Origin of the sequence: Ruminococcus sp. CAG:379, assembly GCF_000434255.1 — a bacterium.
Lineage (GTDB): Bacteria > Bacillota > Clostridia > Oscillospirales > Ruminococcaceae > Ruminococcus_F > Ruminococcus_F champanellensis.
In genome coordinates, this window is sequence record NZ_FR894882.1 from 8,052 (window position 1) to 22,706 (window position 14,655).

At 58.2% G+C, this 14,655-nt stretch carries 16 protein-coding genes and 2 pseudogenes; 5 read left to right on the forward strand and 13 right to left on the reverse strand.

The window, feature by feature from the left end; translation table 11 throughout:
• From QVO51_RS10880 to rimP, 11 genes and pseudogenes are all read right to left on the reverse strand, one after another.
• Positions 1-189: pseudogene (locus QVO51_RS10880) on the reverse strand (riboflavin biosynthesis protein RibF); the annotation flags it as partial.
• Positions 190-226: 37 nt separating this feature from the next.
• A pseudogene (locus QVO51_RS10885) lies at positions 227-451 on the reverse strand (riboflavin biosynthesis protein RibF); the annotation flags it as partial.
• The gene (truB, locus tag QVO51_RS04895; protein ID WP_022357455.1) at positions 448-1,350 is read right to left on the reverse strand and encodes a tRNA pseudouridine(55) synthase TruB; all 903 of its coding nucleotides are present in this window, start codon (positions 1,348-1,350) and stop codon (positions 448-450) included. The pseudogene QVO51_RS10885 and the gene truB, both read right to left, overlap by 4 nt.
• Positions 1,347-2,300 (reverse strand): DHH family phosphoesterase, encoded by a 954-nt coding sequence (locus QVO51_RS04900; protein WP_022357456.1) that lies wholly within the window; start codon positions 2,298-2,300, stop codon positions 1,347-1,349. Before QVO51_RS04900 ends, truB begins: the two co-directional genes overlap by 4 nt.
• Before the next feature lie 19 nt (positions 2,301-2,319).
• A complete protein-coding gene (gene rbfA, locus QVO51_RS04905; protein ID WP_041326501.1) occupies positions 2,320-2,661 on the reverse strand; it encodes a 30S ribosome-binding factor RbfA in 342 nt (113 codons plus the stop codon).
• Positions 2,662-2,729: 68 nt separating this feature from the next.
• The gene (locus QVO51_RS04910) at positions 2,730-2,966 is read right to left on the reverse strand and encodes a hypothetical protein (protein WP_022357457.1); all 237 of its coding nucleotides are present in this window, start codon (positions 2,964-2,966) and stop codon (positions 2,730-2,732) included.
• A 46-nt stretch (positions 2,967-3,012) separates the two neighbouring features.
• Positions 3,013-5,499 carry a translation initiation factor IF-2 gene (gene infB, locus QVO51_RS04915; protein ID WP_022357458.1) on the reverse strand — a complete coding sequence of 829 codons (2,487 nt, stop codon included), beginning with the start codon at positions 5,497-5,499 and terminating at the stop codon, positions 3,013-3,015.
• 22 nt (positions 5,500-5,521) lie between these two features.
• The gene (locus QVO51_RS04920) at positions 5,522-5,890 is read right to left on the reverse strand and encodes a L7Ae/L30e/S12e/Gadd45 family ribosomal protein (protein ID WP_022357459.1); all 369 of its coding nucleotides are present in this window, start codon (positions 5,888-5,890) and stop codon (positions 5,522-5,524) included.
• Positions 5,823-6,122, reverse strand: coding sequence for an RNase P modulator RnpM (gene rnpM, locus QVO51_RS04925; RefSeq protein WP_049775490.1), 300 nt, complete (start codon positions 6,120-6,122; stop codon positions 5,823-5,825). Before rnpM ends, QVO51_RS04920 begins: the two co-directional genes overlap by 68 nt.
• A 39-nt stretch (positions 6,123-6,161) precedes the next feature.
• A complete protein-coding gene (gene nusA / locus QVO51_RS04930; protein WP_015557573.1) occupies positions 6,162-7,223 on the reverse strand; it encodes a transcription termination factor NusA in 1,062 nt (353 codons plus the stop codon).
• A 27-nt stretch (positions 7,224-7,250) separates the two neighbouring features.
• The gene (gene rimP, locus QVO51_RS04935; RefSeq protein ID WP_015557572.1) at positions 7,251-7,727 is read right to left on the reverse strand and encodes a ribosome maturation factor RimP; all 477 of its coding nucleotides are present in this window, start codon (positions 7,725-7,727) and stop codon (positions 7,251-7,253) included.
• A gap of 305 nt (positions 7,728-8,032) precedes the next feature.
• On the opposite strand from rimP, the gene QVO51_RS04940 reads away from it, so the two are divergent.
• From QVO51_RS04940 to QVO51_RS04960, 5 genes are all read left to right on the forward strand, one after another.
• Entirely contained in the window at positions 8,033-9,358 is a 1,326-nt protein-coding gene (locus tag QVO51_RS04940) for an aspartate kinase (protein ID WP_022357460.1), read from the forward strand.
• A 164-nt stretch (positions 9,359-9,522) separates the two neighbouring features.
• Positions 9,523-9,897 carry a GntR family transcriptional regulator gene (locus QVO51_RS04945; protein ID WP_022357461.1) on the forward strand — a complete coding sequence of 125 codons (375 nt, stop codon included), beginning with the start codon at positions 9,523-9,525 and terminating at the stop codon, positions 9,895-9,897.
• A 1-nt stretch (position 9,898) separates the two neighbouring features.
• A complete protein-coding gene (locus QVO51_RS04950) occupies positions 9,899-10,777 on the forward strand; it encodes an ABC transporter ATP-binding protein (RefSeq protein ID WP_022357462.1) in 879 nt (292 codons plus the stop codon).
• A complete protein-coding gene (locus QVO51_RS04955; RefSeq protein WP_022357463.1) occupies positions 10,777-12,360 on the forward strand; it encodes an ABC-2 transporter permease in 1,584 nt (527 codons plus the stop codon). Before QVO51_RS04950 ends, QVO51_RS04955 begins: the two co-directional genes overlap by 1 nt.
• Positions 12,353-13,204 (forward strand): CPBP family intramembrane glutamic endopeptidase, encoded by an 852-nt coding sequence (locus QVO51_RS04960; protein ID WP_022357464.1) that lies wholly within the window; start codon positions 12,353-12,355, stop codon positions 13,202-13,204. The genes QVO51_RS04955 and QVO51_RS04960 overlap by 8 nt, the downstream gene beginning before the upstream one ends.
• Positions 13,205-13,241: 37 nt before the next feature.
• Here QVO51_RS04960 and QVO51_RS04965 read toward each other — a convergent pair whose 3' ends face one another.
• Positions 13,242-14,309 (reverse strand): chromosome partitioning ATPase, encoded by a 1,068-nt coding sequence (locus QVO51_RS04965; protein ID WP_022357465.1) that lies wholly within the window; start codon positions 14,307-14,309, stop codon positions 13,242-13,244.
• Between the two features lie 2 nt (positions 14,310-14,311).
• A partial coding sequence (locus QVO51_RS04970) for a dockerin type I repeat-containing protein (protein ID WP_288167880.1) occupies positions 14,312-14,655 on the reverse strand: 344 nt, incomplete at its 5' end.

The window sequence follows — 14,655 nt, forward strand, 5'->3', positions numbered from 1 at the left end:
CCGGTAGCCGTGGGACTGTCCCAGGCGGATCAGCTCCCCGGTGCCCCAGGCGGCATTTTTTCCGAAGCGGAAATCCTCTCCGCAGACTACCACCTGTGCCCGGAGCAGATCCCGCAGGATCCGTGCGGAAAAATCCTCCCCCGTCAGAGGAGCGATCTCCGGGAACAGGGGAGTGTAGATCAGCTCCATGCCCTGTGCCGCCAGCAACTGNNNNGCCCTGTGCCGCCAGCAACTGCTGCTTCTGGGCGTCCGTATACAGGAATTGTACCTGCCGATGCTGCTTGTAGGATATGGAGGGGGCGGAAAAGGTGAACACTGCCGGCAAAAGCCCCTCCGCCTTGTGGGCGGCGGCGGCATGCAGCACCGCCCGGTGCCCCAGATGCACCCCGTCAAACAAGCCCAATGCCACAGCGGTGGGGCGGGGGGCTTTTCCCTGCGTCAGTACGATCACGATGCATCCTCTCCTGCGGTCAGATTCTTGTCCACCCGGAGCAAGCCCTCCTCCGTTCTGCCGATGCCGAAAAAGCAGCCCGTATCCCCGTAGATCCGGTATTTCTCCGACTGCTCCGGCAGGGTGAGCCGATCCAGGGACAGCTTGACCCCGTTCCGGTACATGCGGCTCTGGGCAGGATTCAGATGCAGGGCAGGGTATGCCGCAAACATCCGGTCAACGGGCAGCAGCAGCTCTGAAAGCGTCCCTGTGTCCCGGGCAGCCTCCACCTGGGCAAAGGTCACGCAATCCTCCAGGGTCAGACCGCAGGAGGACTGACGCTCCAGTCCGGTCATAACGCCGCCGCAGCCCAGCGCCCTGCCCAGATCGTGAAGAATGGTGCGTACATAGGTGCCCTTGGAGCATGCAAGAAACAGGGCGCCGGTCTGGGATGCTTCGTCAAACTGCCGCAGCTCCAGCCGGTCCATGGTAATGGTGCGGGGCTTCCGCTCCACCTCCACCCCCTGCCGGGCAAGCTCATACAGCCGCCGCCCGTCCACGGATACGGCGGAGTACATGGGAGGGATCTGGCTGATTTGACCCGTAAACCGGGGCAGAAGCTCCAGCATCTGCTGCCTTGTCACCTGCCGGTCATATCGGTTGGTGACGGTGCCGGTGCTGTCCTGGGTATCGGTTTCATAGCCCAGGGCAAACCGGGCAAGATAGCTTTTCTCCTGGTTGGGGAGGATGTCACAGGCACGGGTCGCTCCGCCCACAAACACCGGCAGCACCCCGGTTGCCATAGGATCCAGGGTGCCCGCATGCCCCAGCCGCCGCATCCGCAGAATGCCCCGCAGCTTGGCGATCACGTCGAAGGAGGTGAACCCCTCCGGCTTGTACATGCATAATATCCCGTTCATAGCAGTGCCAACTCCTGCTCCACGGCTCTCACCAGGATCTCCTTCACCTGGGACAGAGTACCCCGGAGGGCGCAGCCTGCCGCCTTCACATGACCGCCGCCCCCCAACTGTCCACAGATCCGGGACACGTTGGCACGATCCGCCGAGCGCATGGAGATCTTGTAAAAGCCCGGCTCCTTTTCCTTGAGGGTCACGCCCACCTCCACGCCTTCTACCTGGAGGGGGAGTCCGGCAATGCCGTCCAGCTCTGCCTCCTCCACCTGCATCTGCCGGAGAATATCCTGGGTGACGCAGATCATGGTGCAGCGGCCGTCCAGGTAAAATTCCATGATCTCCATGACCGCACGCTCCATTTTCAGCCTGCCCAGGCTCTTGACGTCAAACATATTCCGGTTGATCCGGGCGTAGGGGAGCGCATGCTCCCGCTTGAGCTTTGCCACGATCTCGTGGGCACGGGCAGTGGCGTTTTCGTACTTGAAGCAGCCCGTATCCGTGGCGATACCGGTGTAGATGCAGGCTGCCATGGAATCGGTCAGAGGCATGCCCAGTGCCTGGATGATCTCATACAGCACCTGGCAGGCAGCAGAAGCATCCGGATCCACACAGACCCGGTCTGCATAGTCCGTATTGGAAATGTGGTGGTCGATGCAAAGATCCACATGCCCCTCATAGGTGCTCCGCAGATTCCCCAGAAGCTGCAGATCCGCCACATCCACCCCGATCACATACTTTGCCGGGAATTCACCGCTGTCCGGGGCAGTGAGGAAGCCGTACCGTGCCGGGATCGGCTCGGGACACAGCACCTTTGCCCGCTTGCCCATGGCATGCAGCAGCTGCATCAGGGCAAATCCTGCCCCCACGCAGTCCCCGTCCGGACTCTGATGAATGAGGATATACACATCCTCGCACTGTTTCAGGCATTCTGCCGCCTGGGCGATCTCTATCCGCATACCTGTTTCCCTTTCCTGGTTATCCTTCCAGATCCCGCAGCTTCTGGTTGATCTCGGCGGCGTGGGCGATGGAATCATCCGCCACGAAATGCATGGCAGGCGCCTTGCGCATCTTCAGCCGGTGGAACAGCTCCCGCCGGATAAAGCCCTCGGCGCTGCGCAGTCCCTCTACGGACTGCTGCGCCACCGCCAGTCCCTCAAAGCTGGATACATACACCTTGCAGTGGGACAGATCGTTGGACAGATCCACCCGGACGATGCTGAGCATCTGTCCGATCCGGGGATCCTTCAGCTCCCGCAGAATGGCGGTCAGCTCCCGTTTTACGTCCTCTGCAAGCCGGTCAGATTTATAACTAGCCATAGTATCAATAGTACCCCGGCGCTGTGCCGGCAGTACTCCTCCTTTCCGGAACATCCGGCAGGGGAGCCTCAGACGTGGATGAAGTCCTCCCCGCCGGGATTGTAATAATTTTCGGTTTCCTTCTGTTCGGTGAAAAAGCCTTCCTCATCGAAAATATCCTCCGGCTCATCCACCTTGCACTCGCCGGTGACGATCCGCTTGACGGACTCGAAGAAATGAATGTCCACCGGGCCCAGTTCCTCCCATGCAAGCGCTTCATTGCAGTATTGGATCATGTCACTATTGCTCATACGGCTGATTTCCATATGGATTCCTCCTTCTCCTGCTTTGATCGGGAATTTGTGCCCCCGATCAGTCTTCCCGATATTCCTCCATGGTAAACGCTTCAAAAATATCTCCGGTCTTCACGTCTGCAAACTTCTCCAGGGTCACGCCGCACTCATAGCCGCTGGTGACCTCCTTGGCATCGTCCTTGAACCGCTTCAGAGATCCGATCTTGTCGTCCGCCACGATGATGCCGTCCCGCACAACCCGGATCTCGCAGTTCCGGGTCAGCTTGCCGCTGAGCACATAGCATCCGGCAACGGTACCCACGTTGGAGATCTTGTAAACCTGGCGCACTTCCGCACGGCCCAGCTCCACTTCCCGGAACTTGGGTGCCAGCATGCCCTTCATGGCAGTGGTGATCTCCTCGATGGCATCGTAGATGATCCGGTACAGCCGGATGTCCACACCGTCCCGGGCAGCAGATTCCGCCGCAACCGGATCCGGCCGCACGTTAAAGCCAACGATGATGGCGTTGGATGCACTTGCCAGCATCACATCGCCCTCGGATACGGCACCAACTGCACCGTGGATCACCTTGACCCGCACCTCGTCATTGGACAGCTTCTCCAGGGACTGCTTCACAGCCTCCACGGAGCCCTGTACGTCCGCCTTGACGATGATGGGCAGCTCCTTGATCTCGCCCTCGGCGATCTGGCTGAACAGGCTGTCGAGCGTCACCTTGTGGTATGCCTTGAACTGTTCTTCCTTTGCCGCATGCTTTCTCTGCTCTACCAGCTCTCTTGCCAGCCGCTCATCCGCAACCGCATTGAAGATATCCCCGGCGCTGGGTACTTCTGCCAGACCGGTGATTTCCACCGGCACAGAGGGGCCTGCGCTCTTGACTACCTTGCCCCGGAAGTTGGTCATGACCCGGACTCTGCCCACAGCAGTGCCTGCAATGATCACGTCCCCGGTATGCAGGGTACCGTTCTGCACCAGCAGGGTAGCGATGGGGCCTCTGCCCTTGTCCAGTCTGCCCTCGATGACGGTGCCCTTCGCCCGGCGGTTGGGGTTTGCCTTCAGTTCCTTTACCTCTGCTACCAGCAGGATGTTCTCCAGCAGCTCGTCAATGCCCTGTCCGGTCTTTGCAGAAACCGGCACACAAATAACGTCGCCGCCCCATTCCTCGCAGACCAGCTCGTGCTCGGTCAGCTCCTGCTTGATCCGCTCCGGATCGGCGCCTTCCTTATCGATCTTGTTGATGGCAACGATGATGGACACTCCTGCCGCCTTGGCGTGGTTGATGGATTCTACGGTCTGGGGCATGATGCCATCGTCCGCTGCCACCACCAGAATGGCAATATCTGTAATATTTGCGCCACGGGCACGCATTGCGGTAAATGCCTCATGGCCCGGTGTATCCAGGAAGGTAATGGTCTTGCCGCCGTGGTTCACCTGGTATGCACCGATGTGCTGGGTGATGCCCCCTGCCTCGGATGCGGTGACATTTGCATGGCGGATCCGATCCAGAATAGAGGTCTTGCCGTGGTCAACGTGACCCATAACAACTACCACAGGGCTCCGCTCCTGCAGATCTCCTTCGTCATCCTCATCGTCTACGATCAGACGCTCCTCAATGGTGACAATGACTTCCTTTTCCACCTTTGCGCCCAGTTCCTCTGCCACCAGGGCTGCAGTGTCAAAATCGATCTCCTGGTTGATGGTTGCCATAACTCCCAGACCCATCAGCTTCTTGATGACATCTGTTACTGTAACCTTCAGCCGGGTCGCCAGCTCGCTGACCATGATGCTGTCCGGGATCATGACCTTCAGCTGCTGCTTTCTTGCCCGTTCCAGCTCCAGACGGCGCAGCTTCTCCGCCTCGGTCTCCCGCTTGTTGGAGTACTGCTGCTTCTGGCGCTGCTGGGACTTCTGGTTGATCTTCTGCTTCTTGGTGGAGTAGTTTTCCTTGTGCTTGTTCTGGGGCGCAATCTGTTCATAGCGCTCATTGTACTTGTCAAGCTCCACATAGCTGCCCCGGGTATCCACTGTCCGCTGCTTCTTCTCGATGACGGATTCGCTGGACATGGAGCCGATCTTCTGTCCCTGCTGGGGCTGGGACTTCTGGGGCTTCTGAGGCTTCTGCTGCTTCTGGGGCTTGGCTTCGGACATGGTCTTTTCCTTTGCCGCCGCATACCGTGCTTCATCCGGCACGGACTTTGCCTTCTGCGCCGGCTTGCTCTCCTGCTTTGCAGCAGGCTTTGCTTCAGGCTTGGATGCCGGCTTTACCGCCTTCTTCGGCTCGCTCTTTGCAGTACGCTTGGGCTTTTCCTCCAGCTTGGGCGCAGGCTTCTCCGCCGGCTTGTCGTTCCGGGACTCGTAGTATGCGTCAAAGCTTTCCACCTGGTTCCCCTGGCTGTAACGCTCCAGCAGGTAGTTGACCTCCTGGTCCGTCAGACTGGAACCGGTCTTTTTCTTTGTTTCATCCAACTTGGTCAGCGCTTCGATCAGCTCCTGACTCGGTACGTTCAGATCCTTTGCAAGATCACTCAGCTTTATTTTCTTCGTCATAGGCGAAACCCCCTTATGATTCTTACGGATTTACATCATCTATAGTAAGTGAGCCAGGCTCACGATTGTTTTCCTCCGGCTCCAGCAGCTGGACAAAGCGCCGGGCAAAGCCCCCATCGCACACCGCCATCACTGCCACCTTCCGGTGAAAGCACTGCTCCAACTGTTCCATGGTCAAGGGCGTATCCAGAACAGACACCTGCTCCGCCCACCGGAACCGGGCTTCTTTCACCGTGCGGGGGGAGGCATCCCGGGTCAGCAGCACGCATGCCGCCTTGCCGGCTTTCACAGCATCCCCCACCGGATCAAAGCCGCAGATCAGCTTACCCGCCTTCCGGCAGATGGTCACCAGACCCAGTAGCTGCTGCAAGCTGCTGCTGCAATGCATCATACACATCTCCTTCCACCCGGCAGGAGAAGGATCTCTCCAGTCGCCTTGCCTTCTGCGCCTTTTCCAGGCATCCGGGATCCGGGCAGATATACGCCCCTCTGCCGGATTTTTTTCCGGTGGTATCCAGGGAGATCTCTCCGTCCGGCGCCTTGACCACCCGGATCAGCTCCCGCTTGGGCTTCATTTCACCGCAGCCCAGGCAGAGCCGCATGGGTATTTTCTTCGGTTTCATCCTGCGTCACAGGCTCCTGAGAGCCGTCTCCCTTCCTGATTACTCCAGCCCCTGAATGGGGTTCTCAAACTCCGGCTTGATGTCGATCTTATAGCCGGTGAGCTTTGCAGCAAGCTTTGCGTTCTGTCCCCGGTTGCCGATGGCGAGGGACAACTGGTTGTTGGGCACCACCACGGTGCAGCTGCGGTTTTCCGGATCCGTAATGGTCACGCTGAGCACCTCTGCGGGAGCCAGTGCCTTTGCGATGAATTCCTCCGGCTTGTCGCTGTAGTTGATGATGTCGATCTTCTCCCCGTTCAGCTCGTTAACCACTGCTGTGATTCTGGAGCGCTTCGGGCCGATGCATGCGCCCACTGCGTCCACGTTGGGATCATGGGACTGTACGGCGATCTTGGTACGGGCACCAGCCTCCCGGGAAATTGCCATGACCTCCACAGTGCCATCATAGATCTCCGGAACCTCCAGCTCAAACAGCCGCTTGACCAGATCCCGGTGGGCACGGGAGATTTTGATGATGGGCTTCTTCTGCTTGTTGGCAATGCCGGTGATGTATACCTTGACGGACTGCCCCTCCTTGAGTACCTCGCCGGGGATCTGCTCGTTCCGGAACAGATACAGCTCCGTCTTGTCATAGATCAGGGTCACGGTGCCTCTGCCCGGCTCCACCTGGGATACGGTAGCGGTGATGCACTCGTTCTCCTTGTCCTGGAACTTGGTCAGCAGATTCTCCCGGCTGATCTCTCTCAGATCCCCCCGGATGGACTGCTTGGCAGACTGTGCCGCATTCCGGCTCAGGGATGCAGTATCCAGCTTGCATTCCACCGTGCCTCCAACCACTGCGGAAGGGTCGATGAGTCTTGCCTGGTCGATGTTGATCTCGTTGTCATCCAGGGGTTCATCATCCACAACGGTCTTGATGATGCACAGATCAAAGGTCTTGGTCACCGGGTCAATGTCCACCCGCACGTTGTCGCCGCTGTCCGGATACGCCCGGTGTATGGCCTTTGTCATGGCGCTCTTCACCTTTTCCACCAGCAGATCGGTCTCCACGCTGTTTTCCGCCCCCAGCAAGGAAAGCGCTGCAAAAAAGTCGTTATTCATTTTGATCCATTCCTCCTATATCCTATTTCAGAAATCTTCATGCCATTTTATATGCGCAATATTCGCAAAGGGTGCTGTCACTGTCGTGTCATCCTCCAGCACAAGGCGTACCTGCTCCTTGTCAAAGGACTCCAGCGCCCCTACATATTCCTTTTGTCCTGTTTCATCCGGCCGGATCAGCCGCATCCGCACCACCGCACCGATGGAAGCGGCGAAATGGGACTCCCGCACCAGATCCCGTTCCAGTCCGGCGGAGCCTACCTCCAGAAAATACTGCTGGTCGATGGGATCCGCCTCATCCAGCAGATCGCTGAGGGGCCGGCTCATAGCCTCACAGTCGTCAATGGAGATACCCTCATCCTTGTCGATGAACACCCGCAGGTACCAGCTTGCGCCTTCCTTTTCAAAGCGCACGTCCCAGATCACCAGACCCAGGGATTCTGCCAGAGGCGCTGCAAGCGCATAGACCTTCTGCTCCGTGGCTCCGTTTTTCTTCAGCTTCATGCAATTTCTCCTAACAAAGTGAAAGACCGGATTGCTCCGGTCTTCCTTTCTTCTATACTTCTACTAGGTATTATATCACAATCCTTCAATATTTGCAAGCAATTTTGCAAAAAATTTTGCGCCGAAGGTATGCTTTTTCGCCTGTCCGCCCGGAGCATACAAGCGTATTCACCAAAACTACAACTTCCCCGGGTGAATATTTGGCACAGATACCAATTGCTTTTGTCTGCGGGATGAATTATAATAATATGTATCATGTCTAGGGTACGCTCAGCGTATGTGTATAGAGAACAGGAGGCCATCCAATGGCAAACAAGGTTGTAAAATTCGGCGGCAGCTCCCTGGCGGACGCAGCACAGTTCCGCAAGGTTGCCGCAATTATTCACGCAGAGGACGCACGGCGCTATGTAGTTCCCTCCGCACCGGGTAAACGCAATTCCGCCGACACCAAGGTGACGGACATGCTCTACGCCTGCCACGAGCTTGCCCAGAAAGGGCAGGAGTTTTCCCAGGATCTGAACCGGATCCACAGCCGGTACCAGGGGATCATCGACGACCTGGGGCTGGCGTTCTCCCTGGATGATGCCTTTGCCAGAATCGCAGCGGATCTGAAGCAGGGAGCAAGCCGGGACTATGCCGCAAGCCGGGGGGAATACCTCAACGGCATGCTGCTGGCAAATTACCTGGGATACGCCTTCCTGGATGCGGCAGAGGTAATCCGCTTTGACCAGAACGGCGCCTTCCAGCTGGATGAAACCATTGCCCTGCTGCGGCAACGGCTTTCCGGCATGGATCGGGTAGTGCTGCCGGGCTTTTACGGGGCAACCGCTGACGGTCATGTGCGCACCTTCTCCCGGGGCGGCTCCGATGTAACCGGCTCCATCCTTGCCCGGGCGGTCAAGGCGGACATTTACGAGAACTGGACGGATGTATCCGGCTTCCTGATTGCCGATCCCAGAGTGGTCAGCGACCCGAAGGTGATCTCCACCATTACCTACGAGGAGCTGCGGGAGCTGTCCTACATGGGCGCTACTGTGCTGCATGAGGACGCCATTTTCCCGGTTCGGACGGCGGGCATCCCCATCAACATCCGGAACACCAACTGTCCGGATGCACCGGGCACCATGATCGTGTCCGACGACAATGACGAGGTCAGCGGCTACACCATCACCGGCATCGCCGGCAAGAAGGGCTTCTGCGCCATCAATATGCAGAAGGCCATGATGAACAGTGAGCTGGGCTTCTGCCGGAAGGTGCTGGGGGTTCTGGAGGACAACGGCGTCAACTTTGAGCATATGCCCTCCGGCATCGACACCATGAGCATCATCATCAGCGAGGCGGACATGGAAGGCAAGGAGCAGCAGGTGCTGTCCCAGATCCGGAAGGCGGTAAATCCGGATCACATAGAGGTGGAGCACGGCATTGCCCTGCTGGCAGTTGTGGGCCGGGGCATGCGGCGCACACGGGGCACGGCGGCACGAATCTTTGCGGCGCTGGCACATGCCCGGATCAACATCAAGATGATCGACCAGGGCTCCAGCGAGCTGAACGTGATCGTGGGCATCAGCGAAAGCGACTTTGCGGAAGCCACCCGGCGGATCTACGATATGTTCATCAACTCTGTGGAGTAATACGGCAATCCATTGAGAGCGTATGCAAAAGCATACGCTCTTTTTTTATTTTCCCCTTGACAGCAGGAACTGACAGTGTTATAATTGTATACATACTAGTTATACAATTTAGACTTTTCACGCCATCCGGAAGGCGGATCAGTCTTACAGGGAGTGTACACGCCATGAACATCAACATCAGCAACGCATCCGGCGAGCCGATTTATCTGCAAATCGCAAGCCAGATCAAGACCATGATCCTGGAGGGAAAGCTCCGGGCAGGGGAAACGCTCCCCTCCATGCGGAACCTGGCGCTGGAACTGCGGATCAGCTTTATGACAACCAAGCGAGCCTACGAGGAACTGGAACGGCAGGGGTTCATCGAATCCTACACCGGGAAGGGCAGCTTCGTGAAGGCACAGAACCTGGAGCTGTTCCGGGAGGAGCAGCTCAAACAGATCGAAGCCCTGCTGGCAGAGGCGGGGCAAAAGGCACAGCAGTGCGGAGTGACCATGGAGGAGCTCCATGAACTGCTGGATCTGGTGAACGGAGGAGAGTAACATGACCGAGTACGAATATGCCATTTCGGTGCAGGACGTGGGAAAGCGGTATGACCGGTTCGCCCTGGAGCATATCAGCTTTACCGTGCCAAAGGGCAGTATTATGGGCTTTATCGGGCAGAACGGTGCCGGAAAGACCACCACCATCCGCAGCATGCTGCACATCACAAACATTGACCAGGGGGAGATCCGGCTGCTGGGCATGGATCACATCCGGCAGGAACAAGCCATCAAGCAGCGGCTGGCAGTGGTGTTTGATGAACTGCCCTTTCACGGGGTGCTGACCCCGAAGGATATGGCACGGATCTTTGCGGGGCTGTATCCGGACTGGGACAATGCCGCCTACAGCCGGTATCTGGAGCAGTTCCAGCTGCCGGTGAAAAAGAAGATCGGGCAGTTTTCCAAGGGCATGAAAATGAAGCTGCAAATCGCCTGCGCCCTGTCCCACCATGCAGAGCTGCTGATTATGGATGAGCCTACCACCGGACTGGATCCGGTGGTGCGGGACGAGATCCTGCACCTGTTTATGGAGTATATCCGGGACGGGGAGCGCTCCATCCTCATGTCCTCCCACATTACCAGCGACCTGGAGAAGATCGCTGACTGCGTGACCTTCATTGACAACGGAAGGATCCTGCTGACCGGGTACAAGGATGAGATCCTGGAATCCCACGGAATCCTCAAGTGCAGTCTGGAGGAGGCTGCCGTTATGGATCCGGCGGATATCATCAGTGTTCGCACCAATGCCTACGGGGCGGAGGTACTGGTGCCGGATCGGGAAAGTGCCCGGTACAAGTATCGGAACGCCATTTTAGACCCGGCAAGCATTGACGATGTGATGCTGTTTTATGTGCACAAAGGGGAAAGGACGTGGTGCTGATGGCAAGATTACGAGCCCTGCTGTTCCGGGAATGGCGGCTGAACCGGAAAGCCCAGCTGTTGCAGCTGCTGCTGTTCCTGCTGTATGCAGGCATGATGTGGGCGGCGTGCCTTTCCAACATGTACGGAGACAGCCTGGAGGATCCGGCAGATCGGGCAATGACCCTCCGGGGGATGATCCAGGCATCCGCTCTGATGCTTGCGCTGCTGAGCGGATGCCTGGGGCTGTCCATGGATTTCACCATGAAGTCGGATCTGGAATCCGGCTGGCTCCGGTATTCCTACGCCCTGCCCATTACCACCCGGGACCGGGTGCTTGCCCGGATGCTCCGGAGCGCCATTGCAACAGGGATTGGCACGGCTTTCTCCCTGCTGAACATTGCCGGGCTTTGCGCCCTGGCGGATCAGCCCTTTGAAGCCGGTTATGTGGTGATGCAGGTGGCGGTGGTGGCACTGGTACTGCTGATGACCGTATTGAACGACTGCTTCATCTTAGGGGCAAGAAGCCCGGAGCATCTGAAAAAGCGCACCAACCAAAGCGGCCTTGCCCTGACGGGAGTGGGACTGCTGGCGGCGCTGTGGCTCTACAAATTCGGTGGGGAGCGGTTTCTGTCCCGGTGGCAGGATCCGGATGGCGTTGTAGATCTGATGCAGTTGTTTTCCCTCCGGCGGCTGCTGTGGCTGCTGCCTCTGACCCTGGTGCTGATCGCCTGTCACTATGGGGTCATGTACTGGCGGCTCCGGTGTGCGGAGGAAACGTCCCTTGGCTCCAGCCGGACAAAGGCATCCAAACCGGAGGATCGGAGCATCCAGACTCAAGGGCATTTCACCGGCTTTTTCTACAAGGAGCTGCGGCAGAACCGGCAGGGCATTCTGTTGGTGGTACTGCTGCCGGCGGCGCTCCAGGTGCTGATCGCACTGATGCTGCTCTTTGTGGAACTGACCAGTCCCGAATCCCTGTCAAACGGGGTGATTGCGATCCTGACCAATTCTCTGGTACGCTGCATCGGAACAGCCATTGCCGCCTTCTGCGTCAGCGGAATGCTCACCGGGGTATTCCTGGGGGACGACAAGAAGCTGTGGGGCTATTTTGTAGCATCCACTCCTGCCGGGATCCGGGGCGCCATGTACAGCAAGTACCTGCTGCTGGCGTTGATGAATGTGCTGTATCTGGCAGCCTGGTATGTGACGGACTGCTGCCTTGCCACCCTGCGGTATTTTGCAGTGGGGGAGGAAGCCCCCAGCCTGTTGGGTCTGTATGTGGCAGTGTTTTTCCTGCTGCTGTTGCTCAGTGCCCTTGACATTCCTTTTATTGTGCGGTACGGGGCAAAAAAGGGCAGCATCATCAAGCTGATCTACATGCTGTCCCTGGCGATCCTGTTCACCGTGATATTCGCCATGGTTTTACCAGAGACGATACGGGATCGGCTGATCCAGAAAGCCATCGATCTGTATCACGGGCAGGTTTCCACTGGTCTGCTGCTGGCTGTGGGGCTGTACCCCTGGGGTGCACTGACCGCCTACTGCCTGTCCTACAAGCTGTCCTGCAAGCTGTTTTTGAAGGGGGTGAACCGGTATGACTGAGAAAAAGCTGGCGGCAAAGCGGCTGCTGCTGTTCCTGGTGCTGGCGTTCGGCATCTCCTGGATCCCGGCACTGATCCTGAACCGGGTGTTCGGATATCATGCATGGTTTGAAACCAACCGGATGCCCCTGTTCGCCCTGCCGGTGCTGTACGCTCCTGCCCTTGCCAATGTACTGACCCGGAAGCTGACCCACGAGGGCTGGGAGCACAGCCTGCTACGTCTGCGGCTGAAGGGGAATCTGAAATACTATCTGACAAGTCTGCTGCTGGTCAGCGCCCTCAGCCTTCCCTCCGGGGCGCTGGCGGTGCTGATCTCCGGCGGGGACTGGGGCACGAATGGTCTCACCGGAACGGAGCTTACATCCACCCTGCTGATTACCTTTGCTACAGCGCCTCTGCTGGGCTTCCTCACCTTTGGGGAGGAGTTTGGCTGGCGTGGATATATGAACCAGAAGCTGGAATGCCTGCTGGGCACCACCGGCACGGTGCTTGCAGGGGGCATTCTTTGGGGCTTGTGGCATGCAGTGCTGACGGTGCAGGGGCACAATTTCGGCACGGAGTATCCGGGCTTCCCCTACGTCGGCATCGGCGCTATGTGCCTGTTATGCATCGCCAACGGCAGCATTCTCATGTGGCTCACAAAGAAAACCAACTCCATCTATCCTGCCGCCATTCTGCACGCCATGTTCAACTATGGGGGTGTACTGCCGGGACAACTGCTCAGCGGCAAGGTGCAGGCTCTGACCATTCCCCAACAGCTACTGTGCCAGATTCCCCTGTATGTGGCAGGGCTGGTGTGCCTGCTGCTGATGGTGCATGCAAAGCGGCAAAATGCGACCAAATAAAAAAGGCTGTACGGAGTAATCCGTACAGCCTTTTGTCTTAATACATTGTTCCGGTCAGCTCCTGCATCACATGGGCAAAGGCAGGATCCGCCGCCGCCTTGATGATCTGCTCTCCGTCCAGCCGGGGATTGTAGGGAATAATCCGCTCCCCGATGGTTTTCTTCATCAGGGCGGATCGGGAATCCTCCACATTCTCCCGGTACAGGTTACACAGGTAGGAAAACTTCTCCTGGAATGGATCCTCCAGGCACACCAGCATCCGGTTCAGCTTGTAGGAGGAGTTGGCGTCCTGCAAAGCAATCACCACATTGTTGTGGGATGCCTGCATCAGCTTGCACACGGTGGAGGAGAACTCGCAGGATGCATCCATGACGATGCAGTCATAGGCATGCGCCTCCACCAGCTTGGTTGCCATATGCAGATAGGTCTCCTTGGGAATCCGCAGGGACAGCCCCGGAGAGGAGAAGGGGGGGATGTAGTAAAATCCATGCCGCCGCACCAGGCTCTCCAGATCGTCCGCAATGCCGGCATTGTCCGGCGCAAAGATGCGCAGGTGATCGTCCGGCAGATACCGGCTCTCCCCCAGCAGCCAGTTGCAGCTCTGAAGCCTGTCCATGCTGAGGAACAGGGTCTTTGCCCCCTTTTCCGCCAGCGTGTACGCCAGTCCCATTGCCACGGTGGTCTTGCCGCTGCGCCCCAGGGGGGAATGTACGGTGATCAGCCGGGTGGCAAGCCGGGCAGCCTCCGGCTTGGGCTTGGTGGCATACAGCTGCCGCACCAGGGCAGGCAGATGGGCGGCGCAGTCCCGGGGCACCCGTACCCCATAGGGCAGACCCTCCGGTCGGGTGCCCTCCTTGGACAGCAGGAATACCCGGGTGGCAGGCAACCGCCCGGCAGCACCCAGGGTTCCGTTTTTCCGCATCCGGTTGTAGTATCCCTCCGAGATCAGCAGCAGATCCGGCTTTCTGTCCTCCTGAAAATAGGATTCCAGGTAGCTGTAGTCGGAAATGATTTCCAGATTCAACTGGCCGCACTGCTCCAGCAGCAGGGTTTGCAGCTGCATCAGATAATCCTCAGAGGATGCCGCCAGTACCAGCTGCATCATGACTACTCACCTTCTCTTTCCAGCATGGTCAGCTCCGCACAATCGTCCATATCCACCTTGCCGTCTCCGTTCAGATCCGCCGCCTTCCACTGGGCAGGGCTCAGCAGAATTTCTCCGTTGACGGAACCGATCAGAAGATCCCGATCCTCCCTGGTGATCTTCCCGTCTCCGTTCAGATCCCCCGGCATCAGCGCCGCCTCCGTGGTCACAGCCTGGGTGGCGGGCGCTTCCGTGGCAGCCCCCACCGGTTCCTCATCCCCCCGGCTGAACAGCATCAGCAGCACCACGATCACGATCAGCAGCACTGACGCTCCTCCGAACAGCAGCATTCTCTGCCGCAGCCGGC

Coding starts and splice junctions, on each gene's coding strand:
- truB (WP_022357455.1), bottom strand. CDS start 1,350: ATGAACGGGATATTATGCATGTACAAGCCGGAGGGGTTCACCTCCTTC.
- QVO51_RS04900 (WP_022357456.1), bottom strand. CDS start 2,300: ATGCGGATAGAGATCGCCCAGGCGGCAGAATGCCTGAAACAGTGCGAG.
- rbfA (WP_041326501.1), bottom strand. CDS start 2,661: ATGGCTAGTTATAAATCTGACCGGCTTGCAGAGGACGTAAAACGGGAG.
- QVO51_RS04910 (WP_022357457.1), bottom strand. CDS start 2,966: ATGGAAATCAGCCGTATGAGCAATAGTGACATGATCCAATACTGCAAT.
- infB (WP_022357458.1), bottom strand. CDS start 5,499: ATGACGAAGAAAATAAAGCTGAGTGATCTTGCAAAGGATCTGAACGTA.
- QVO51_RS04920 (WP_022357459.1), bottom strand. CDS start 5,890: ATGATGCATTGCAGCAGCAGCTTGCAGCAGCTACTGGGTCTGGTGACC.
- rnpM (WP_049775490.1), bottom strand. CDS start 6,122: ATGAAACCGAAGAAAATACCCATGCGGCTCTGCCTGGGCTGCGGTGAA.
- nusA (WP_015557573.1), bottom strand. CDS start 7,223: ATGAATAACGACTTTTTTGCAGCGCTTTCCTTGCTGGGGGCGGAAAAC.
- rimP (WP_015557572.1), bottom strand. CDS start 7,727: ATGAAGCTGAAGAAAAACGGAGCCACGGAGCAGAAGGTCTATGCGCTT.
- QVO51_RS04940 (WP_022357460.1), top strand. CDS start 8,033: ATGGCAAACAAGGTTGTAAAATTCGGCGGCAGCTCCCTGGCGGACGCA.
- QVO51_RS04945 (WP_022357461.1), top strand. CDS start 9,523: ATGAACATCAACATCAGCAACGCATCCGGCGAGCCGATTTATCTGCAA.
- QVO51_RS04950 (WP_022357462.1), top strand. CDS start 9,899: ATGACCGAGTACGAATATGCCATTTCGGTGCAGGACGTGGGAAAGCGG.
- QVO51_RS04955 (WP_022357463.1), top strand. CDS start 10,777: ATGGCAAGATTACGAGCCCTGCTGTTCCGGGAATGGCGGCTGAACCGG.
- QVO51_RS04960 (WP_022357464.1), top strand. CDS start 12,353: ATGACTGAGAAAAAGCTGGCGGCAAAGCGGCTGCTGCTGTTCCTGGTG.
- QVO51_RS04965 (WP_022357465.1), bottom strand. CDS start 14,309: ATGATGCAGCTGGTACTGGCGGCATCCTCTGAGGATTATCTGATGCAG.